The organism is Niallia sp. FSL W8-0177, from assembly GCF_038006285.1.
Classification (GTDB): Bacteria; Bacillota; Bacilli; order Bacillales; family Cytobacillaceae; genus Niallia; species Niallia circulans_A.
In genome coordinates this window covers 3,549,722-3,571,331 of sequence record NZ_JBBOUX010000001.1, presented here as the reverse complement: position 1 = coordinate 3,571,331, position 21,610 = coordinate 3,549,722, and the positions used below count along the sequence as shown (strand labels likewise).

The window sequence follows — 21,610 nt, the reverse complement described above, 5'->3', positions numbered from 1 at the left end:
ATATTAAGAAGTAAAGTTATATGTTTTATGGCACTACAAAGAGTTATTTAAGGGAGATGAGGAAGAATGAAAAAAGGAAAAGACAGATCGATTAAAACAAAGTTTATTTTGTATTTTCTATTAATTGGTCTTATTCCAGTAATAATAGCCTCTAGCATTATTTATTATGTTAGTAGTAATAATACGTTAAACAAGGAAGAGGAATGGCTTGGTAAACAAACAGCCGATACAGTAGAAAACATGGAGGAATGGATTCAAAAGCGTTTGGATGAGCTTACGCTTATTTCGAAATCAGATACCATTATCAATGGAGATCTTGTAGCTCGGAGTAAACAAATTAATATTGTCAAAGAGCAAGATTCAACTTATGAATCAGTTGTAGTTATCGGAAAAAACGGGATGGTGGAAGCACATACAGACCCTAGTCTAGTTGGTAAATTAGACTTATCAAAAAGAGATTATTTTATCAAAGGGATAAAAGGAGAACAGAGTGTTTCGAATGTCCTTAAGTCCAATGCGACAGGAAATCGAGTTCTTGCAATAGCAACGCCGATCATAAATGCCAATAAAGAAGTAGTGGGAGTGGTATCTGCTACCGTTAACTTTGAAACCCTTATACAGGATTTTTTACAAAATGAAACTTCTCAAAATAAAAGCACATATCCTGTATTAGTTGATAGTAATAATATAGTTCAGTTTCATCCTAATGCTGACTTAATCGGTAAGACAATTGAGGAAGCTGGTTTTTCCAAAAATATAGGAACTATTTTCGAGAAGGGGAGAACAACAAGTGGAACTAAAGAGACAGAGCTGGATGGAGAAAAACAACTGGTTACTTATGCTCCCCTAAAAAGTGCAGGTTTAGGTATTTATTTATTTACTTCCTTGGATGATATATTAGAAATTACTAGTAGTATTAAGAACATTACGACCATTATACTTGCAGTATTTTCTGTGCTGATAATTGGTGTGGCAATTTGGATTGCAAACGGGATGACAAAACCAATCCGAAATATTGTTGCTCAGCTGCGTTTAGTTGCAGCAGGAGATCTTACAAGCAAGGATGTAGCTATCCAATCAAAGGATGAGATTGGTCAGTTAGCGGAAAATACGAATTCGATGAAACATAGCTTGCGGGAATTGATTAAACAGTTGAAGGAAAGCTCTGTACATACAGCAGAAACATCTGCGCAATTGGCTGTGAGTGCAGATCAATCCAATCAAACAAGTGTAGTAATAACGGAATCGATACAAGCTGTTGCTGAAGGAGCAGCCGATCAGGCGGAAATGGTGACTGAAAGCACAGAAGCGCTTGATGAAGTGGCACAAGGAGTACAGCAAATTGCAGAGGCTTCGGCGACTATTTCTGAAAAGGCCAGCTCAACATTGAATAAAGCCCAAACTGGTAAGGAATCTGTTGAAAAAAATATTACCCAGATGAATACAATTCAACAATCAGTTCAAAACTCAGATGAATTGACGAAATCACTTATTGTAAGATCACAGGATATTGTGAAAATATTGGAAGTTATTACTTCTATAGCTGATCAAACAAATCTGCTTGCGCTTAATGCGGCAATTGAAGCAGCAAGAGCTGGGGAGCACGGGAAAGGATTTGCAGTAGTTGCCGATGAAGTTCGGAAACTGGCAGAAGAATCACAGCGTTCTTCTCAAGAAATTGCTGGGATAGTAACGAAAATTCAAGGGGAGATTAAACAAACGAGCGAATCAATGAATGCAGTCATGGATGAAGTTCAAAGTGGTGTATTGATTGCTAATAACTCAAGAGAACTATTTAAGGAAATCCTAGAATTGACTTATGAAGTTTCTGATAATATTACCAATATGTCTGCCACTTCGGAAGAGATTTCAGCAGGAGCAGAAGAGGTATCTGCTTCCTTTAATCAAATCTCTACTATTACTAAAAACACGAAGTCAAGCACACAAGAAGTGGCCGCAGCCTCAGAAGAACAACTAGCAGGAATAGAGGAAATTTCCTCAGCTGCCCAAAGCCTCAAAAACTTAGCAGCTGAATTAGAAAAAACGATTACAAAATTTACAATATAGGAAAAAAAGGGACGGTTCATCCGTCCTTTTTTATACTCTTTATGAAGGATGCAGGAGAATTTCTCTTGCGGATTTTATGGATAAAATTTAAATTTTTTGCAAATACTAACTTCAAACTTTTTCTGAAAACCATGGATTATATTCTCAGCATGTGTTGATTTCACTAAGATGTACACTAAATTTACTTTATCTATTAAAAAGGTGGCTGGGGAAAGATGTGAACAGGAAATCATTTGAAAAACTTTTATGGTCCATCGCTTTGCCTGGCTTTGGACAGCTGCTTAATAAGAAATATATAAAAGGAATTATTTTTATCTTACTTGAGTTAGTTGTGAACATACAAGCTAACTTTAATACAGCCATTATATTAAGTTTTCATGGACAAACTTCCGCGTCTTTAGAGGAAGTTAATCTAAAATGGCTTATGTTTTATCCGTGCCTTTATTTTTTTGCGATGTGGGATGCAGTAAGAGATGCTGATGAGAAAGGAGAAAATTCTCCTTTATTATTTCTTCCATTTGTGTTTGCAGCTTATTTTGTAACAGTAGGATTAATCTATTCATCAGAGGTTTTCCTATTTGGGCATCTAATCGGCCCTATTTTTTTACCAATGCTTTTTGTGTTACCAGGTGTAATCATTGGATTGGTCATAAGGAAAGTAATATATATATTTACGAACTGAAACGCCATTTTTTAAATGGTGTTTTTCTGATATTCAAGTAAAGGAATGAGGAAAACAACGATTCTTTAAAAGCGCCTCAACTAAAATAACAAAAAATTTCGGAATATATACAAACATATTACTTTCTAGCCAATCATAAGCTTTTAAGAAGTAAGGAAGGTTTACTAACTGCCATGATTGGAGGAATGAATGAGTATTTTACAATCAGGAACTCCCACCTACTTAAAGATAATCAGTAAGAGAAAAGGACTGCAAGAAATTATCGAAGGAGATAATCTTTATTCAAAGAACAAGTTTGGCAAAAAGATTGAAGCTGAGTAAGCCGACTATATCAGCATTGGTAGATGAGCTGGTGGAAGAAGGCTGGATTATTGAAAAAGAAAGTAAAAAGGCGGCAACAAAAGGGGAGAAAACCTGTCCATTTATTGTTTGCCAAAGAATACAAATATACGATTGGCATAGATATTGGAGGAACGACGACTGAAATAGCGATTATGGATTTGGAAAATTTATTCTGCACCGTAAAATAGACACACAAGAGGCGTTGAAGAGGAATTTTGTCCAATTGCTTGTTGATCAAGTAAATAGCATATTAGAGGAACAAAATAATAGTCATACAAAGGTGCTGTCTTTAACGATTGGTGCACCAGGAATGACGGATTCAGAAAATTTTATTTGCTCGCCGTTTACTCCATTTAGAGAGAGGAGTGAAGCAATATAATGCCAGACAGTAGATCGCAAGTCTATGTAAACCATATATTAGAACCCATCTATGATTTTACGAAACAACATTACCTTCCTTATTTATTAGAAATTAACATCGCCCATGCTACTATGCTAGCCCACCAAAAAATCTTAACAAAAGAAGATACCCAAAAAATCATTAAAGCGAATCAAGCACTATTAGCAAAAGGTTATCCCCAACACTATAATCCTCTTTATGAAGACTTATTTTTTATGCTGGAAGAAGATTTGAAAAAGGAAATCGGCGAAGTGCTTGTTGGAAATATGCATATTGCCTTTAGTCGGAATGATATGGATGCAACCATGTATCGAATGGTATCTCGAGAAAAGCTTCTGCAGTTTCTTACCTTACTTGTAGAGTTAAAAAAGGTATTGTTACGTTTGGCGAAAGAACATGAACTAACGATTATGCCAGCCTATACACATAATCAGCAAGCACAGCCTACTACCTTAGCCCACTATTTGTTAGCTATCGATAGTAGTTTACAAAGGGACTTGGAACGTGGTTTCGCGCTTTTAAGAAGAATCAATGAGTCTCCAATGGGAGCTGCTGCTTTAGGGACTTCTGGTTTTCCAATTGATCGTTCATTTGTGGCGATCCAATTAGCTTTCGATAAACCAATGGAGAATTCCTATGATTCTATTAGTGCCGCTGATTATATGCTGGAAATAGCTAGTGTGATCAAAATTTCTTTAAGTACCTTATCGCGTTTTACTCATGATCTCTTGTTTTTTACGACAAATGAAGTAGAAGCAATCAGATTAGATAAAAGCTTAGTGCAAACATCGAGCATCATGCCTCAAAAACGAAACCCTTCATCTTTAGAACATACGAAATCTCTCATTAGCCGGACAATTGGGGAAGTAAATGCTGCTTTTATGATGTCCCACAACACACCTTTTGGGGACATCGTCGATATTGGGGATGATATCCAACCTATTCTTATCAATGGCTTTTCTCATTCCTATCAAATTATTGAATTACTGACAGAAATTCTTAAAACGATGGAGGTAAATGTAGATAAACTCCTGACCCGTTGTTCAGAAGGCTTTTCCACCGTAACGGAATTAGCGGATGTACTGGTTAGGGAGTGCCAATTATCCTTCCGTGATGCCCATCAGATTGTCAGCATTTTGGTTCAGCGATTAGCTAGTACTGGGAAAAAAATAAAAGATGGTTCTGCTGAACTAGTCAAACAAATTTCTCAGGAGATATTAGGAACACATCTTCCTTTAACAGAAGAACAATATCGAACTGCGATTAATCCTTTTCATTTTGTTATGGTTCGCTCTGCTTTTGGAGGCCCTAACCCAAAAGAAACAGAGAGACAGCGAATAAGGTCCAGTCAAAAGCTTGCTGATTTTTCAAAAGAAGCAGCAATATATAGAAATAAATTTACTTCTTATAAGCAGCTGCTTCGCAATAATAACAAACTTGTTTAATAGGAGGGGGTTCTATTGAAAAAGTTTTTAAGTGTATTTCTTTTTCTAGCCATAGCAATGGTTATTGTTGGTTGTTCAAAGGGAAAGGATTCTGGCGGGGAAGCAGATGGTACGGTAACTATTGAATATTGGCAATATGCCTATAAGGCGAAAGTGGATTTAATGGATGAGCTTATTAAAGAGTTTGAAGATAAAAACCCAGGAATTAAAGTAAAGCAGACAACTTTTCCATATGAGCAATACAATGAGAAGGTTGCTACACTAGTTCCAGCTGGAAGAGGTCCCGATGTTATCAATTTATATTATGGCTGGCTGCCAAAATATATTGATTCAGGCTATTTACAGCCTCTTCCTGAGGATGCATTTCCAGTGGATAAAATCGAAAGTGAATACTTCTCCTTAGTAAATGCAGCAAAATTGGACGATAAATATTGGGCCATTCCGACTGCGGTTCGTACTCTTGCCCTGTTTTATAACAAAGATCTTTTTGAAAAAGCAGGCTTGGATCCAAATAGTCCGCCAAAAACATGGGATGAATTAGTAGATTATGCGAAAAAACTGACAGTAAGAGAAAACGGAAAGCTTGTAACAGAGGGGATGGCGTATGAAATTGGTGCACAGCTGAACAACTGGTTTTATGATGCTCTTGTCTATCAAGCTGGCGGTCAAGGGTTGAGTGAGGATCGTAAGCAAGTTCTTTGGGATGATACACCTGCTGGTTTAGAAGCATTTACGTATTTAGTGGAATTCGGATCCAAACATAAAGTTGGCGAAAGTGGTTTTTATACAGATGATGTAACAGCATTTAAGACAGGGAATGCGGCGATGAATATTGACGGTTCCTTCCGTTTAGGTACGTTGGCGACAGATGCACCTGACTTAAATTATGGGGTTGCGCCACTGCCATCTTATAAAGAAAAGGCCACACAATCTTCGTTCTGGGCAAATGGCATTACAGCTAAAGTAGAAGGAGAGAAATTAGAAGCTTCTAAAAAATTCTTAGCGTTTTTAACAAGTGATGAAGTGATGGAACGCTGGATTGACGAGGTAGGAGAATTGCCAGCAAAAGAAGCGGTCGCAACACAAGATAAATATGTAAACGATCCATTATACGGACCATTCATCGAACAGCTTCCATATGCCAATGCACAATTCTATGTCGACGAAACAGCACAAAGACAATATGTTATTGATGCAGTGAATGAAGTGTTGCTAAATGGAGTTTCAATTGAAGATGCCTACAATGATTTCGCAGCTAAGTCACAAAAGCTCTACGATGATTATTGGAGTAACAAGTAAAGATACTGAAATAAAGAAAGGCGGTAATCGTCTTTCTTTATTCAGAAAGGAGGGTTTTCATGTCTGGGAAGAACCATTCTGCCGTCCCAAAAAAGACTGCTAGATTTACGTTAAAGCAACAAAAATATATCTTTGTATATACATGCTTGCTGATACCTCTTCTTTTTTTTATTTCGATTCGGTTTTTGCCAACACTTTATACATTCAACATCGGGTTTCGGGAATGGGATATTCTATCAGAGGATAAACCATTTGTAGGGATGGATAATTATGTAGCCCTTTTTAAAGATGAAGTCTTTCGTAAATCACTAATAAATACATTTATCTATGTCGTTTTTGGTGTAGTAGGACAGCTGATGTGTGGATTAGGAGTAGCGCTGCTTTTGCAAAGGATTAATAAATTTGTCGGGGTATTTCGCGCTATTTATTTCATTCCCTATGTGACAAGTATTGTTGCGGTAAGCTGGGTGTTTAAATGGATTCTAATGAACAACGGCGTTGTGAATGATATTCTCATGAAGTTTGGGTTGGAAGCCCAGCTTTTTCTTAAATCACCTGATCAAGCAATTTATATTATTATCTTAACGATGATCTGGCAAGGTCTCGGTTTTCAAATGATTATTTTCCTAGCGGGCCTTGAAAATATCCCGAAAATATTCTATGAAGCTGCGGAAATTGATGGGGCAGATGGTTGGAAAAAATTTATTCATATCACCTTGCCGTTACTAAATCCAACCATTGTATTTTCCGCAGTTATTGGCAGTATTAGTTTCTTACAAACCTTTACCCAAGTGCAAAATATGACACAGGGTGGACCACTTCATTCTACTATATCCGTTGTTCTTTATATTTATGAATTAGCCTTCCAGCACTTTGATATGGGTCTCGCTTCTGCGGCAACAGTTATCTTATTTCTGATTATTTTAGTTATCACAATCATTCAAATGAAAGTTTTGACAAAGAAATTTGAGTACTAGTTTTTTATGGGGGTGAGGAGTTGAAGAAAAGAAGGTATTTAAAAAAATCAATCGTCTATATTCTCTTGACCGTTGGGGCTATCTTTATGCTGTTCCCTTTTATTTGGATGGTATCCACATCCTTTAAGCCGCCGACGGAAGTATATGGACTGAAGCTGCTTGCCGACCACCCTACATTAGAGAATTATCGGAAGATTATGGTGGATACCCTGTTTAGTAAATGGTTTTTAAATAGTTTTATCGTGGCAGTGATTACTACTTTAAGTGTTGCGTTATTTGACACCCTTGTTGGTTATGTTATTGCTAAATTTTCCTTTGTTGGCAAGAGTATTATTTTCTTATTCATCTTAAGTTCCTTAATGATTCCTACCGAAATGCTGATTATTCCTTGGTATATCATGTCTACTGACTTAGGCTGGGTTGATACGTATTGGGGAATTATGTTTCCAGGCGTAATTTCTGCCTTTGGTATTTTTCTCATGAAACAATTTATGGAGTCTATTCCAGATGACTTACTCGATGCTGCAAGAATTGATGGCTTAAATGAATTTAAAATTTTCTTTAAAATCGCCATTCCACAAGTATATCCAGCATTAGCAGCGCTATGTATTTTCACATTTTTAGGAAACTGGAATGCCTATTTGTGGCCGTTAATTGTTATCGAGACAGAAGAAATGCGAACACTGCCAGTCGGCCTTGCCTTTTTCTCCGGTGAAAACCAAACTTACTGGGAAATCGTCATGGCAGGAGCTACCATCGCTGTTGTACCACTAATCATCGTCTTCTTAATCTTCCAACGCCATATTATTAAGGGGATAACGTTGACTGGGTTGAAGTAGGGGAAGTGGAAAAGGAGCTTTTCCGGTTAACCAAACTTGATTAAAGGCTGATCACAAGCATTAGAGGGAAGTAGTACAACTGTCCCTCTGCTGCCATTCCCATCTATACTTAGACAGATGGGAATTATTTATGATTATTGGTAGATGTTGATTAATGACCAGAACCCATTGCATCTACATGATGGACATGTTTGCTATTAATCCAGATGAATAACACAGAAACTAATACAAATCCAGCTCCAACAAGGAATGGTACAGATGGATTAAATATTTCTGCTAACTTTCCTGCTGTGTAAGGCGCAATGGCTCCACCTATAAAGCGCAAGAAGCTGTATGCTGCTGAAGCGGTAGATCGTTCTACAGGAGCAGCATTCATTACGGCAGTTGTAATAAGCGTATTGTTATTTCCTAATAAGGCACCAGCGAAAATAACTGCTGCGATGATAACCCATTGGGTTGTTGTCCAAATTCCCATAGCAACTAATACAACTGCAAACAAGGTTAACATGGCACACATTGATTTTACGGTTCCGAAACGTTCCTGCAATCTTGGTGCCATAAAAACAGAAGTGACAGCTAATAAAATACCCCAGCCCAAGAATACAAAGCCAAGTCCATGTTCGTCTAAGCCCATTACAAACGGTGCATAGGCTAACAACGTGAAAAATCCAAAATTATATAATGCTGCGGCAATCCCTAAAACAAGTAATGAGCGATGTTTTAATGCTCTAAACGGATCTGCCAAGGACGTTTTAGATTTTACTGTATTCGTTGTATTCATGGAAGTATTTTTTGGCATTAAAATGAAAATACCGAAAAAGGCAATAATCATTAAAACAGCTACCCCTAGGAAAGGACCTCTCCAGCTCATGGCTCCCAACCATCCGCCTAGTAGTGGACCGACAGAGATACCAAGTCCAATCGCTGCTTCATAAAGAATAATTGCTTTAGCAGTACCACTGTTTGAAAGAGATACAATTGCCGCTAATGCAGTTGCTACAAACAGGGCATTACCAAGCCCCCAACCTCCTCGAAGTCCGACAAGCGCCCAAATCCCATTTGATAGTCCGCCTAGGCAAGAAAAAATAGCAATGATAACAATTCCTAAAATAAGTGTCCACTTAATTCCAAGTCTGGAGGAAATCATCCCAGTTACCAGCATTGCTACAGCCATTACGGCATTATAGCTAGTGAAGAGTAACGTTACCTGGCTTTGGGAGGCATGAAGTTTCTCGGCAATAGCAGGAAGGATCGGATCAACGAGACCAAGCCCCATAAAGGCAATAATCCCCGCAAAAAATACAGCCCATACTGCTTTAGGCTGTTTTAATAAACTAGCTTCTGTTTTCGTATTTAAATTGTTTTTGGTTGAATCTGCTGATACAGATTGTGAAGATGACATTTCATTCTCCCCTTTATTTTTTTATTCCCTTTGTTTTTATAGACTAGATTAATTCTTTAAAAGAATTCCTTATAACATCACCGCGACTAATAATGCCTACTAAAACTCCATTTTTTTCAACGGGGACCTTTTTAATTTGCTTTTTACCTAACAGAGCTGCAATCTTTTCTAAATTTTCATCCCAAGACACTTTAATAACCCTTTTCTTCGCAATTTTCATTACGTTCAAATGTAAGAGACTTTGCAATCTATGTTCAAAATCTTCATCGTCCCCTTTAATAACAACAGTATAATAAATACTGTCGATAATATGATCATCATGTTTGCCAATGTATCGCAGTACATCTCCATCACTGATGAAACCGACAATCTCATTGCGGTCATTAACGATAGGAAGACCGCTAATTTTATACTGAATGAATTTTTCGATGACAGAACGGACGGTGTCGCCTTCTTTCACTTTATATACTCGGCTTACCATAATATCATGGGCTAGCATTTATCTGTCCCCCTTTTATTTTTTGGACAAGTAGTTGTATAAGGAAACTATATAATTGTATTATACAACTATATAACGAAACGTCAATTGTTTTTACGGAGATATGGATTCCCCTTCTTATTACAAATCTTTAATCAAGTATGCTATCATATTTTATAGAAATAATGGAAACGGTGAGGTAGTTAATCAATGGATGAACAATCGCTGGAAGAACTTGAAGTGGAATTATCTATACTGATACGACGGGTTACCCATACATCTTCTCATAAAAAAACTAGCAGCTTGGATCGGTCAGCTTATCTGTTGCTGCATGAAATAGTGACAGCAGGCCCTGCTGGTGTTAAAGCGCTTGCGATAGAATTTCAATTAGATGTTTCTACTGTAAGTCGACAGGCGGCTGCGTTGGAGCAAAAGGGCTATTTGCTGAGAATTCCTGATGAAACAGATGGAAGAGCTTATACTCTCCAGATAACTGAAACAGGATTAGAAGAATTTCAAAAGGAAAAAAAGTTTAGAAAAAGCAGGGTGGCGGAAGTGACCAAGGTTTGGACAGAAGAAGAGCGTGAGACTTTTGCTAAGTTATTAAAAAAATATAATCAGTCGGCGATGAATGTTCATCTATGATTGATTCAAAAAGAGAATAGGTATTTGAAGAAGTGTTTGCTTATGAGGGAAGGTATTTTCGCCTTCCCTCTTTTCTATTGGGAGAAAGTGTAATCGGAGGTTGTTTACGTTTTTTTCATGATTTTTAAAGGGAGACAGAGAAATGCTCCTTTCTTTTTTTTATTAATATTTTCATATAGTTTGAAAAGCAAAAGAAGGTTATTGCTGGGATTTAATGTTTGTTATTTCCTAGTTAAGACAGTGCTCTAATATATGGAGGAAGCACAATTAGAGATTAGTACGAGATTTGAAGTTTGAAAATAATCAATTTTCTGATATAAAAGTACTATTTTGCAAAAATAAAAAGGGGAATTGACTATCAATTTAGAATATTAAGTTTCGTAATATTACATATTGTGTTCAGAGGGGGATTTTTGGTGGTAAAGAAGAAACTCAAAAAAACAGCATTGGCAGCAGTACTTGGAATTAGTACTCTCTCACTAGGGTTATATAGTCCTCCTGAGAAAGCTGCTGCAGAAGCAGCGTATAAAGAGGTTGTCTCCAGTTACGGAGGAGCTCCTATTGATTTAGGCATTGCCAATGATGAACGGATTATTGAAATGCTGAAAAAAGAGGGAAAGTTGGCAAAGCATGCAAGCACTGGTGAAACGGAAAAAGCTTTACAAAAGTATTTACAAGGCAAAGCAGAAGGAGCTAAAAAAGAAACTAAGGATAAACTGCCGAAAGCCTTATCTAAATTAGAAACAAAGGGAGAAAACGAAACATCTAATCATAGTCTCCAAAAGGGAAAAGGAAATAAATTAGGACAGGCAAAGAAAAATACAGTGGAATCTGTCAAAGAGGAAGCATATGAAGGGGAAGTTCGTGAAGATAAGGTTCTCGTTTTAGCGATAGATTTTCCAGATTATAAAAAAAGCTCGATTACAAAAGATGAGACAGATATGTTCTATGAAGATTACACACATGAGCACTTCCAAAATATGATTTTTGGCGAAGATGGTTATGAAGGTCCGAACGGTGAAAATCTTGTCTCCATGAAACAATTTTATGAAGAGCAATCTGGTGGCAGTTATTCGGTAGAAGGGGAAGTTGCTGGCTGGTATACAGCTGATCATGAGGCCGCTTATTATGGAGGAAATTATCCTGGGGCAGATGATAGTGATGCGCGTCCTCGTGAATTAGTCTATGAAGCATTATCAAAAGCTGCACAAGATCCAAATGTAGACTTAAGTGAGTACGACGTATGGGATCGTGATGATTATGATGGCGATGGTGTATATAATGAGCCAGATGGAATTATCGATCATTTAATGGTTATCCATGCAGGGGTTGGTGAAGAAGCTGGTGGAGGAGCCCTAGGGGGAGATGCTATTTGGTCTCATCGTTGGAATTTAGGAAACCTAGTTGCAGTGCCAGGGGCTACATCTAATAGCGATCGTTTCGGTGGCTTACTTGGTGCATATGATTATACCATTGAACCAGAAGATGGTGCGGCAGGTGTTTTTGCGCATGAATACGGACATGATTTAGGTTTGCCAGATGAATATGATACGCAGTATACTGGCGGCGGTGAAGCTGTGGCTTACTGGTCTATCATGGCTAGTGGCAGCTGGGCCGGAGATGTTCCAGGAACGGAGCCGAGTGGATTTAGTGCATATGCCAAGGAATATTTGCAAGGCGCCCATGGGGGAAATTGGTTAAGCGGCACTACGTTAAATGCAAATGAAATTACAAGTAAAGGAACAGAACTACTGCTGGACGAAGCGGTAACAAAAGGAACAAATAATGACGCAGTGCGTATTAATCTTCCCGATAAAACAACAGATGTAAACACACCGGCAAGTGGGAAATATGAATACTTTAGTGGTAGTGGAAATAATATCGATCATTCTATGAAGACAGCAGTAGATTTGACTAATGCCACAAGTGCCGAGTTGACTTTTAAAACATGGTACGACATCGAGGCTGAATGGGATTATGCATCTATTAAGGTGAATGGTGAGACGATTAAAGGAAATATTACCACAACCGAAAATCCCAACGATCAAAATCCTGGAAATGGGATTACAGGCAGTACCAATGGTGAATGGGTGGATGGAGTCTTTGATTTAAGTGCATATGCTGGACAAAAGGTCGAAATTGAATTTAATTATTGGACCGACGTGGCAGTTGCTAATCCTGGTTTCTATGTAGATGATATCAAAGTAACAGCTAATGGAACGGAAGTATTAACAGATGATGCAGAAGGGGATTCTTTCTTTGCATTAGAAGGCTTTAAAAAGGATGAAGGAAAATTCTATTCAAAACATTATTATTTATTAGAATGGAGATCACAAAATGGAGTAGATGAGGGTCTCGCGCATATTCGCCGTGGTGCTAGTCTTATGAGTTATGATCCAGGTCTTGTTGTTTGGTATGTGGATGAGTCATATAGTGATAACTGGACGGGAGCGCATCCAGGAGACGGTTATTTAGGAGTAGTTGATGCAGACCAACATACAAACTACTGGAGTGATGGAACTGTAGGAGCAACCCGTTATCAGTTAAATGATGCTGCCTTTAGTTTAGCTAAATCTAATAAAATGTTTTTAGATTATGCTGCTATTAACGGCACTACATTAAAAGATAATTTTACAAAACGAACTCCACTATTTGATGATAGTGCTGACTACAGCAACCAAGGAAATCTAGAAGCAGGCCGCAATATTCCATCGACCGGCTTGAAAATTCGCATAGTTGGTGAAAGCAAAGACGGAACAGTAGGAAAAGTATTATTATATAAATAATAATAAATAGAAGAGGCTGTCTGAAAAGCCCCTAAAATAAAGCAAGAGGAGAAAAAGGCACGTTTTTCTCCTCTTGCTTTTCTATTCTGTTCTGTTGATTTCTATCCGAAAGTAGCTGGTGGATGCCTGCTACTTTCAATAGGTTGTGGACCAATGCCACAATATCAAACTCGACATGAACCTTATCGAGCCCCTGTGAATTAGGTAAATATGAATATATTGAAATTCCATTTATAAAGAATAAATGGAGAGCGTGGAATTAGCAGAATTAATTATAGAAAAAAGTAGCTGAGAAGAGAAAAAAACTCTTATTTAATGCCTATCACTCTGAAATTGCAGAACTGCAAAAAGACTATGAAGAATTATGGAAACAGTATTCAAGGCTATTAGACCACCTTGCAAAGTTGGTTGTACTTTTAGGATTTCGGGCCAATTTGGCCCCAAGTCAAATAAGGAATGAGCCACAGTGAAATGACGCAACATTCGCCGGGTTTGGGGAGCTCCTCAACAAGCTAATTTGAGGATTTTGCTACAAGGAAAATTCTTTAAAATGGGCAAGCGTGAGTACGCTTGCCCTGCTTGCTGATTAGCGAAAGAGGGATATTTACTCCTGCTTGGCTACAGATAACTTGCCAGTTTACGGGAAGTATTTCGGAATGATGTAGGGGACATTCCTTTTTTAGAAGTAAATTGCTTAATAAAATAGGTATCATACTCAAAGCCTGTCGAACGGGCAATTTCATTCAAACTCATGCCAGTATGGGTGAGTAATTCTTCTGCGACTTTTAATCGATAGGATAATAAATATGACATTGCAGTACAGTTACATCGTTTATGAAATAATTTATTGAGTGAAACACGGTTTAGGTGAGCACATTGTGTTAAATCATCGAGAGTAATTTTATTGGCGTAATTAGTGTGTATATATTCTAAAACCGTATCAACAGGAGACTGTCCATTTTCCGAATTTAAGCTTTCAATTAAGCTTAACATTTGAATAAGATTTTTTTTGATTCTGCAAACCCACAGTGAATCGCTTTGAGCAAATACTTCTGTTCCAATAATAAAAAACCAATCTAATAATTTTGGAAATGCTTTTGTGGTAATAAAGGGTACGCCTGTATGTGTGCTGTCTCTTTGAAATAAAGATAATCCTGTGTGTATTTTTAGATTGGGCATAAAATAATCTTCTGTTTTTGAAATTGGAATTGTACTAAGAAAATCTGGGTCAAAGCTGAACGATTGTGCTGATACTTTCTCTCTTTCAAAAACTTGTATCTCATCAGTTTGTGACAAACAGATTATCCCAGGTGCAGAAATTGCAATAGGTAGATTATTCAGCATTCCTTTTATACTCCCACTGGTGACAAATACTATAGTAAATCGATTCTGGTATGGTAACTTTTTAAAATTTTCTATGGCAAAGAAATCTATATTAACGATCCTTTTTTTATAGCGATCTATTTGTGGCATAATACTCTCCTTACAGATAGTATAGTTGAATGCTTCGTTTATTACATTGTACCAAAGAATCGCGAGATATAGAATATTGATGTAGCACAAGGGTAATATCATATTAACCAGCTTTTTACTATTAAAGTTATGTAAAATGATTTTAATTAACAAGGAGGAAAATAAATTATGGCAGTAAAGGTTGCAATTAACGGATTTGGACGCATTGGCCGACTTGCTTTCAGACAAATGTTCTCTGCAGAGGGTTATGAGGTAGTAGCAATTAATGACTTAACCAGTCCGCAGATGTTGGCTCATTTATTAAAGTACGATTCTGCGCAGGGAAGATATGCTTTAGCTGATAAGGTGGAAGCGAAAGAAAGTTCTATTGTGGTAGCAGGAAAAGAAATTGAAATTTATGCTCAAAAGGATCCTAAAAATCTTCCTTGGAGTAAGCATGACGTAGATGTGGTTTTAGAATGTACAGGATTTTTTACATCAAAAGAAAAAGCATCAGCCCATATTGAAGCAGGAGCTAAAAAAGTTGTTATCTCCGCTCCAGCTGGAAATGATCTGCCCACAATTGTTTATGGAGTAAACGAAAATGTTTTGAACAAAAATGATACGGTTATTTCAGCTGCTTCATGCACAACAAATTGTTTGGCTCTGATGGTTGATGTACTTGATGAATTGGCTCCAATTGAAAAAGGATTCATGACAACAATTCATGCGTATACAGGTGATCAAATGACTCTTGACGGTCCTCATGCAAAGGGCGACCTACGAAGAGCTCGCGCAGCCGCTTTAAATATCGTACCAACTTCTTCTGGTGCTGCCAAAGCAATAGGACTGGTAATTCCAAAATTAGAGGGGAAATTAGACGGTGTATCTCAACGTGTGCCAGTACCAGCTGGTTCAGTGACAGAGTTAGTCGCTGTCGTCAATAAGACGGTAAAGAAAGATGATATAAATACTGCTATGAAAGCGGCATCTTCTGATTCATTTGGATATACAGAGGAACAGTTGGTATCCTCTGACATAATCGGTATAACATATGGTTCATTATTTGATGCAACACAGACAAAGGTTACTTCACTTCCTGATGGGAAGTCTTTAGTGAAAGTTGTGGCATGGTACGATAATGAAAATTCGTATACAAGCCAAATGGTTAGAACAATTAAATATTTTGCTGAACTATAGTCTGTTGCTTAATAAGGTATGGCACTAAGAACTTGTGAGAAGTCCTCAATATCTTTTGCCTTTTAATATACGCTGGATTCTGCATTGTGAAGTTGGATCACTGCGTATTAAAAGCAAATGGCATTTTTGAGCTAAATCAAAGCCGCCATAACTTAGTAAATTAAGAGGGTGTAATTAATGCCCCCTCTATTTGTATATATGCTTGCGGCTTTAGGACAGGAGGTTTTTATGTATTCAAAGTTGCTGTTTTATTTTGGGAAGGAACCGTTACCCAGCTGTAACGGTTTAGCCTAGATGAAGCTGCCATACTTTATAAATTCAAAATAAATATCAAAATGATGACCAGTCAGTGTGGTCATTTTTTATTCAACATCTTTCATGCAAAATTTGTGCAGGGATGTTTTTTGTACTTTTTGTTCATTGGCAGCATATGGGATATCCCCTCCCTTTTTTATTTTTCTTTAATTAACTGTACACGGCCTACTTGTCCATCTTCTAGGCGAACCTTAATTCCATGGGGATGGGAGGGAGACTTTGTTAATATATCTTTTACAATGCCTGCTGTTCGTTTCCCGGTTCTTTGATCTTGTTTTAGTACTATTTCAACAGGTGTGCCTGGTGTTATGTCTTTGCGATTCTGACCGTTCATTATACACCCATGCGTTTTCTTTGGTTATTTGGCTTTTTTGTTAACTGGCTTTTCATTTTTTGCATTTTTTGATTGCCACTCAAACTTGCTTTTCCGCCTTGTCCTTGCTGTGCTTTATTTGCCAGCTGCTGCTTCATGGCTTCTTGTAAGCTAATTTTCTTTTTACCTTCTTGTTCCCTTGTCTGCTTATCGCTCACGGATTTTTCCTCCATTATTATCGAAATAAAGTTCCTCCCTTATCATAACATCAATCGGGTGTCAGGCACCATAAAAAGACAGAAGCCAAAGGATGTTCACTTCAGAAGGACAATTTTTCTGCAAACATATTCTCTTCTTTTTCTGAATAGGTTGTAAGAGAACAGAAATGGATGGTGGTAACGATGGATCTGCCGGTTATTTTAGCTGGGCCATTGGTGCGCAGAGTGGAGGAAACATCAGCTTATCTTTGGATAGCTTTAAGTGGAAAATATCAATTGAACGCCAATCTATACGCGATTCACTTCAATCAAACGACAAAAGAGTTTGAATACCAGCCGTTTGACATTCAGTCGGATATACAAGTATGTCGATTAGGAAAAAACTTATATATTTATTTAATCAAACTTCAGCCTATCTCCCAAAATTTTCCCACCCAAACATTGTTAGGATACAATCTAGTATTTAAAAAAGGCGAAACAAGCTATGATTTAAGTGATTTTGGATTATTAGCAGCTGATAGTCCAGTCTCTATTTGTTATGGAAACTTACAATATCCCACTTTCTTCATACCAGCAACGGCTGAAAAAAACATCTTATATGGTTCTTGCCGTAAACTGCACGGAATTGGCAAGGATGCTCTTAGTCTCGGAGATGCCAAACTACAGGAGGAATACTTTCAGTTAGAAAAAAGGCCGAGTGCGCTCTTTTTGATAGGGGATCAAATTTATGCCGATGATGTTCCAGCGCCAGCTGCCCCCATTCTATTCGCATTAGGCAAGCTATTAATGGACAAAGAAGAGCCTATAAAGGAATTGTGCGAGACAGAGGATGATAAAAATACTGCTTTTGATATTACCATCAGCCAGATAAATGGAAGACGAGAGATAATAAAGGAATACTGCCAATTTACTTCGCGAAAAGCGGATAATCACCTTCTGTCCATGGGCGAGTATGCAGCGATGTATATCTTAAGCTGGAATACAGAGATATGGGACGTGGCAACCGGGGCAGGGTATTTAAAAGACTTCGATGACTATTTAGAAGATAACCAGATTCATATACAGATAGGGGCGGATCAGGCAAAAGAGTATGAAAGAAAAATAAGCAGTCTAAAAAGAGCATACAGTCAGCAGCAAAAAGATATAACCTCATTCCAGCAATCTTTGCCAAAGGTACGCCGCTTGTTGGCGAATATTCCCACCTACATGATATTCGATGACCATGATGTAACAGATGATTGGAATATAACGAAAGAATGGCAGGAGAAAGTAGCTTGTTCTCCGCTTGGAAACCATGTTATCGCTAATGCACTAACAGCCTATTGGGCTTTTCAGGGATGGGGGAATAATCCAGCTGCTTTCCCAGCTTCCTTTTTTCGCAAAATAAGCAAGTATACCAAAAGACTAACCGTAAATACACAGACGTATACAGAGTGGCTGCATATGATGTTAACATTTCGTGCATGGAGTTTTGTTGCGCCAACCAATCCAAGAAGCCTTGTATTAGACACTCGGACAAAACGGGCCTATCCACAAGAACGAACCTATGTTGTGGGTAGTATGTTGAAACAGCGGACAAATGGCCCGAATTTAATCCGCAAAAAAGAATGGGATTATTTATCGGAACTCTTATTATCAAGTGGATGGCAGCAGCAAACACCGTTAGTCATTATCTCTGCTACCCCCTTATATGGCGTTCATTTGATTGAATCCTTTTTAAAAAATGTCATCATGCCCCTTACTGCGGTCCTTCCATCGCTACAAAAAAGCTTAGATTTAGAATGGTGGAAATTTAACGGCAGAGGATTCTCCTTTTTTCATCAACAAATAGCAGAATGGAACCCAAGTGAATGTCTTATTCTTTCTGGTGATGCTCATATGGCCACTGCCATCGAAGTAGAAGTATATTTCCAGCAAGAACAAAAACGGATTCTACATCAATTTACAAGCAGCCCCATTAAAAATCAGTCTTTTGAAGGATTATCTGGTTTTACATTAAAAAGAATTCTCGAATTTAGACAAAGTCGTACGCAGGAAAAGAAAATATCCCGCTATTGCGGACATGATTATTTAATTCAAGAAAAGGAAGCAGATGTCCCTTTGTGGAAAGAAATAATTGCCCATCAAGTATTGGCGAATGGTTCATTGATTGATACGAAGAATAATTTAGGCTGGCTAGCTTTCGATAAAAATGGGTTTAATCATCGTTTTTTAAGAAAATAATCAATTTATTGTATAAAGAGCACTTCTTTTTTGCTTCCTTTTGCACATTGCTATTGTAAAAGAAGAAAGGAAAAAGGAGAAAGAGCTCTTTTTTTTAACTATTAGTCACTAGTCGATCTAAGATTTTTAAAGTTGCAATAGATTAGAAAATTCAGAAAAGTGCGGTTGCTAATTCCGAGTAAGTGTATTAGAATAATAGAAAATTAAACTCTTTACAAGATAAAGGGAAGGTTCAGGAGGTTAATCATTGATCGATTTAGTGCATCGTTTTGGCCCTCAAAATTATTATCATTATTCAGGAGTAATTAATACACTACCGAAGTTTTTGGAAGATAACCATTTACAATTTCCATTAGTAATTCATGGGGAAAAGTCGTGGCAGGCAGTTCAACCATATTGGCCCGAAACTGAATTTCAGCATCCCTATAAAAAAATTTTGTTTGCTGGTGAATGTAGCTATGAAGAAATAGACCGAATAGGGAGCGAAGTCATACACCATCAGCATGATGCCATAATAGGAGTTGGAGGAGGTAAGCTTTTAGATACGGTAAAGGCGGTAGCTAGTAAAGCAAAAATACCTTGTATCTTAATTCCTACATTGCCTTCCAACTGTGCTAGCTTTACTCCAATCAGCATTGTTTATTCTGCTGAAGGAGACCATCTTGGTACGATACGGCATAGTCAATCAAATTATATGGTAATGGTTGAACCAGAATTATTAGTAAATGCACCAATCGAGCATTTAACTTCTGGTATTGGTGATACCTTGGCTAAATGGTATGAAAGTAAAATTCGTTTTAATAAATTAACAAGTGAAGAAATATCCATTCTATTGGAACTGTCTCATACTGCTGCTAAGCAATGTCGAGATAATATTTTAAAATGGGGGGAAGCTGCTGTTCAAGCAGCTGAAGCTAAAAAGAGCAATGCAGATTTCTCCCGCATGATTGATACGATTTATGCAGTAGCCGGTCTTGTTGGTGGTTTAGGAGGGAAATTTGGGCAAAGCGTTGGCGCACATGCCTTTAATTACGGATATGTCAGTTTGGGGAAAAAGGGACATTTACATGGCAGTCTTGTTGCGTATGGAATATTATTCCAGTTGAGTTTAGAAGAAAATTATGAAGAAATAAAACAATTAGTTCCTTTATACAAAAAATTGAAGTTGCCAATATGCTGGAGAGATTTGCATTTATCCCCTGAGAAAGGGGACCTTGATAAAATGGCTGATCAAATCTTAAGACCATCCTCTAGAATTTATGCATTGCCAATGGAGCTAACCAAGCAAAGCGTAATAGATGGTCTGCAAAAATTAGAAGCATTTATTACGGAAAATGAGGTGGGGTTAAATGTATTTTGATTGCTCGGAACGTCTGGGAAAATTAAAGCCGAAATATTTAGTCGTTCAAAACAAACGGATAAAAGAACTCCAGCAATCAGCTAAGCAGGTAATTAATCTGGGAAGAGGAAATCCGGATCAGCCAACATTCCCCCGTATTGTGGAGTGTCTGCAAGAAGCCATCCATGATAAGAAAAACCATGGTTATCCACCATATGGAGGAAAACAAGTGTTTAAAGAAGCCATTGTGGCTTTTTACCGAAAGGAGTATGGAGCAAATCTTTCGCCTAATCAGGTTGCGATCATGAATGGTTCTACAATCGCCTTATCTGGGTTAGCACAATCCCTTTTAAACCCCGGGGATATCGCGTTAGTTCCTGATCCTGGTTTCTTTGGGTACCAAGCGGCCGTTGAGTTGGCAGGTGGAGAACCGTTTTTCGTGCCGATTAGCGAGAAAAATAATTTTTAGTTGATTATTCAAGCATCCCGGAGGAAGTCAGTCAAAGAGCGAAGATTCTATTTTTAAATTATCCAAATAATCCCACAGGGGCAAATGCCACAAGGAAATTTTTCGAAGAAACGATTACATATGCCAATAAATACGAAATTGCAGTCATTCATGATTTTGCTTATGCAGATATCTACTATACGGATGAAAAGCCAATCAGTTTTTTATCTATTCCTGGAGCAGTTGAAGTAGGAGTGGAAATTTACACCTTTTCCAAAACGTTTAATATGGCTGGTTGGCGGAGTGGATTTACGGTCGGGAATGAATCGCTTATTAAACATCTAAGCGCCTATTTACAAAATGCCGTTGGCGGTGTTTTTGGTGGAATACAGGATGCATCTGTGTTTGCTCTATTACATCAGCAGGCCGAACGTAATGCTTTAAGAGAGTTATATCATGAGCGGCAATTGTTAGTTGAATCTTTTTTAAAAACACTAGATTGGGAGTATGTTGCCCCACAAGGTACATTCTTCCTTTGGGCTAAAGTCCCGTTACCAATAAATTCGATTGAATTTGCCGACCAATTACTAGAGGAGGCATTGGTAGCCGTGGTTCCGGGCAGTATATATGGCAAAAACGGAGAGGGATGGATTCGCATTAGTTTGGTGACCTCTTTGGAACAATTGAAAGAATCATTTGAGCGAATAAAGAGATTTTTACTAAGGAAGCGGGGGTATTAA

21 protein-coding genes are annotated in these 21,610 nt (G+C 37.8%); 16 read left to right on the top strand and 5 right to left on the bottom strand.

The window, feature by feature from the left end:
- The first annotated feature begins 66 nt into the window (after window positions 1-66).
- The 9 genes from NST77_RS17375 to NST77_RS17335 all read left to right on the top strand — a co-directional run bounded on the left by NST77_RS17375 (window position 67) and on the right by NST77_RS17335 (window position 8,051).
- The gene (locus NST77_RS17375; RefSeq protein WP_341123293.1) at window positions 67-2,067 is read left to right on the top strand and encodes a methyl-accepting chemotaxis protein; all 2,001 of its coding nucleotides are present in this window, start codon (window positions 67-69) and stop codon (window positions 2,065-2,067) included.
- 217 nt (window positions 2,068-2,284) lie between these two features.
- Entirely contained in the window at window positions 2,285-2,749 is a 465-nt protein-coding gene (locus tag NST77_RS17370) for a hypothetical protein (RefSeq protein ID WP_095329709.1), read from the top strand.
- Between the two features lie 189 nt (window positions 2,750-2,938).
- Window positions 2,939-3,070, top strand: a complete 132-nt coding sequence (locus NST77_RS17365; protein WP_268877112.1) for a hypothetical protein — start codon at window positions 2,939-2,941, stop codon at window positions 3,068-3,070.
- Complete coding sequence (locus NST77_RS17360; RefSeq protein ID WP_341123291.1) at window positions 3,045-3,233, top strand: MarR family transcriptional regulator; 189 nt, start codon at window positions 3,045-3,047, stop codon at window positions 3,231-3,233. The genes NST77_RS17365 and NST77_RS17360 overlap by 26 nt, the downstream gene beginning before the upstream one ends.
- 60 nt (window positions 3,234-3,293) lie before the next feature.
- Complete coding sequence (locus NST77_RS17355; RefSeq protein ID WP_163185350.1) at window positions 3,294-3,470, top strand: hypothetical protein; 177 nt, start codon at window positions 3,294-3,296, stop codon at window positions 3,468-3,470.
- Window positions 3,470-4,936, top strand: coding sequence for an argininosuccinate lyase (argH, locus tag NST77_RS17350; RefSeq protein WP_341123290.1), 1,467 nt, complete (start codon window positions 3,470-3,472; stop codon window positions 4,934-4,936). Before NST77_RS17355 ends, argH begins: the two co-directional genes overlap by 1 nt.
- Before the next feature lie 15 nt (window positions 4,937-4,951).
- On the top strand, window positions 4,952-6,235 hold the full coding sequence (locus tag NST77_RS17345) for an extracellular solute-binding protein (protein ID WP_249877715.1): 1,284 nt from the start codon (window positions 4,952-4,954) through the stop codon (window positions 6,233-6,235).
- Window positions 6,236-6,294: 59 nt separating this feature from the next.
- Window positions 6,295-7,212 (top strand): carbohydrate ABC transporter permease, encoded by a 918-nt coding sequence (locus tag NST77_RS17340; protein ID WP_095329711.1) that lies wholly within the window; start codon window positions 6,295-6,297, stop codon window positions 7,210-7,212.
- A gap of 20 nt (window positions 7,213-7,232) precedes the next feature.
- The gene (locus NST77_RS17335; RefSeq protein ID WP_249937882.1) at window positions 7,233-8,051 is read left to right on the top strand and encodes a carbohydrate ABC transporter permease; all 819 of its coding nucleotides are present in this window, start codon (window positions 7,233-7,235) and stop codon (window positions 8,049-8,051) included.
- A gap of 151 nt (window positions 8,052-8,202) precedes the next feature.
- Here NST77_RS17335 and NST77_RS17330 read toward each other — a convergent pair whose 3' ends face one another.
- Both NST77_RS17330 and NST77_RS17325 read right to left on the bottom strand, forming a co-directional pair.
- Window positions 8,203-9,453 carry an MFS transporter gene (locus NST77_RS17330; protein WP_123258344.1) on the bottom strand — a complete coding sequence of 417 codons (1,251 nt, stop codon included), beginning with the start codon at window positions 9,451-9,453 and terminating at the stop codon, window positions 8,203-8,205.
- Between the two features lie 43 nt (window positions 9,454-9,496).
- Entirely contained in the window at window positions 9,497-9,952 is a 456-nt protein-coding gene (locus NST77_RS17325) for a CBS domain-containing protein (protein WP_123258343.1), read from the bottom strand.
- A 189-nt stretch (window positions 9,953-10,141) separates the two neighbouring features.
- On the opposite strand from NST77_RS17325, the gene NST77_RS17320 reads away from it, so the two are divergent.
- Both NST77_RS17320 and NST77_RS17315 read left to right on the top strand, forming a co-directional pair.
- A complete protein-coding gene (locus tag NST77_RS17320; RefSeq protein ID WP_123258342.1) occupies window positions 10,142-10,576 on the top strand; it encodes a MarR family winged helix-turn-helix transcriptional regulator in 435 nt (144 codons plus the stop codon).
- Window positions 10,577-10,992: 416 nt separating this feature from the next.
- A complete protein-coding gene (locus NST77_RS17315; RefSeq protein WP_341123288.1) occupies window positions 10,993-13,362 on the top strand; it encodes an immune inhibitor A domain-containing protein in 2,370 nt (789 codons plus the stop codon).
- Window positions 13,363-13,980: 618 nt separating this feature from the next.
- On the opposite strand, the gene NST77_RS17310 is transcribed toward NST77_RS17315, so the two are convergent.
- On the bottom strand, window positions 13,981-14,835 hold the full coding sequence (locus tag NST77_RS17310) for a helix-turn-helix domain-containing protein (RefSeq protein ID WP_341123287.1): 855 nt from the start codon (window positions 14,833-14,835) through the stop codon (window positions 13,981-13,983).
- 168 nt (window positions 14,836-15,003) lie between these two features.
- On the opposite strand from NST77_RS17310, the gene gap reads away from it, so the two are divergent.
- Window positions 15,004-16,014: a type I glyceraldehyde-3-phosphate dehydrogenase gene (gene gap / locus NST77_RS17305; protein WP_095329715.1), complete on the top strand. Its 1,011-nt coding sequence runs from the start codon at window positions 15,004-15,006 to the stop codon at window positions 16,012-16,014.
- Between the two features lie 451 nt (window positions 16,015-16,465).
- Here gap and NST77_RS17300 read toward each other — a convergent pair whose 3' ends face one another.
- Window positions 16,466-16,663: a YwbE family protein gene (locus NST77_RS17300; protein ID WP_095329716.1), complete on the bottom strand. Its 198-nt coding sequence runs from the start codon at window positions 16,661-16,663 to the stop codon at window positions 16,466-16,468.
- Window positions 16,663-16,875, bottom strand: coding sequence for a hypothetical protein (locus NST77_RS17295; protein WP_341123286.1), 213 nt, complete (start codon window positions 16,873-16,875; stop codon window positions 16,663-16,665). The genes NST77_RS17300 and NST77_RS17295 overlap by 1 nt, the downstream gene beginning before the upstream one ends.
- A 156-nt stretch (window positions 16,876-17,031) precedes the next feature.
- Between NST77_RS17295 and NST77_RS17290 the strand changes: the two genes are divergently transcribed.
- The 4 genes from NST77_RS17290 (at window position 17,032) to NST77_RS17275 (ending at window position 21,610) form a co-directional block, all read left to right on the top strand.
- Window positions 17,032-19,083 carry a hypothetical protein gene (locus tag NST77_RS17290; protein WP_341123285.1) on the top strand — a complete coding sequence of 684 codons (2,052 nt, stop codon included), beginning with the start codon at window positions 17,032-17,034 and terminating at the stop codon, window positions 19,081-19,083.
- A gap of 247 nt (window positions 19,084-19,330) precedes the next feature.
- On the top strand, window positions 19,331-20,443 hold the full coding sequence (locus tag NST77_RS17285) for an iron-containing alcohol dehydrogenase (RefSeq protein WP_144545698.1): 1,113 nt from the start codon (window positions 19,331-19,333) through the stop codon (window positions 20,441-20,443).
- Entirely contained in the window at window positions 20,433-20,891 is a 459-nt protein-coding gene (locus tag NST77_RS17280; RefSeq protein WP_341123284.1) for an aminotransferase class I/II-fold pyridoxal phosphate-dependent enzyme, read from the top strand. The genes NST77_RS17285 and NST77_RS17280 overlap by 11 nt, the downstream gene beginning before the upstream one ends.
- Before the next feature lie 14 nt (window positions 20,892-20,905).
- Window positions 20,906-21,610: an aminotransferase class I/II-fold pyridoxal phosphate-dependent enzyme gene (locus NST77_RS17275; RefSeq protein WP_341123758.1), complete on the top strand. Its 705-nt coding sequence runs from the start codon at window positions 20,906-20,908 to the stop codon at window positions 21,608-21,610.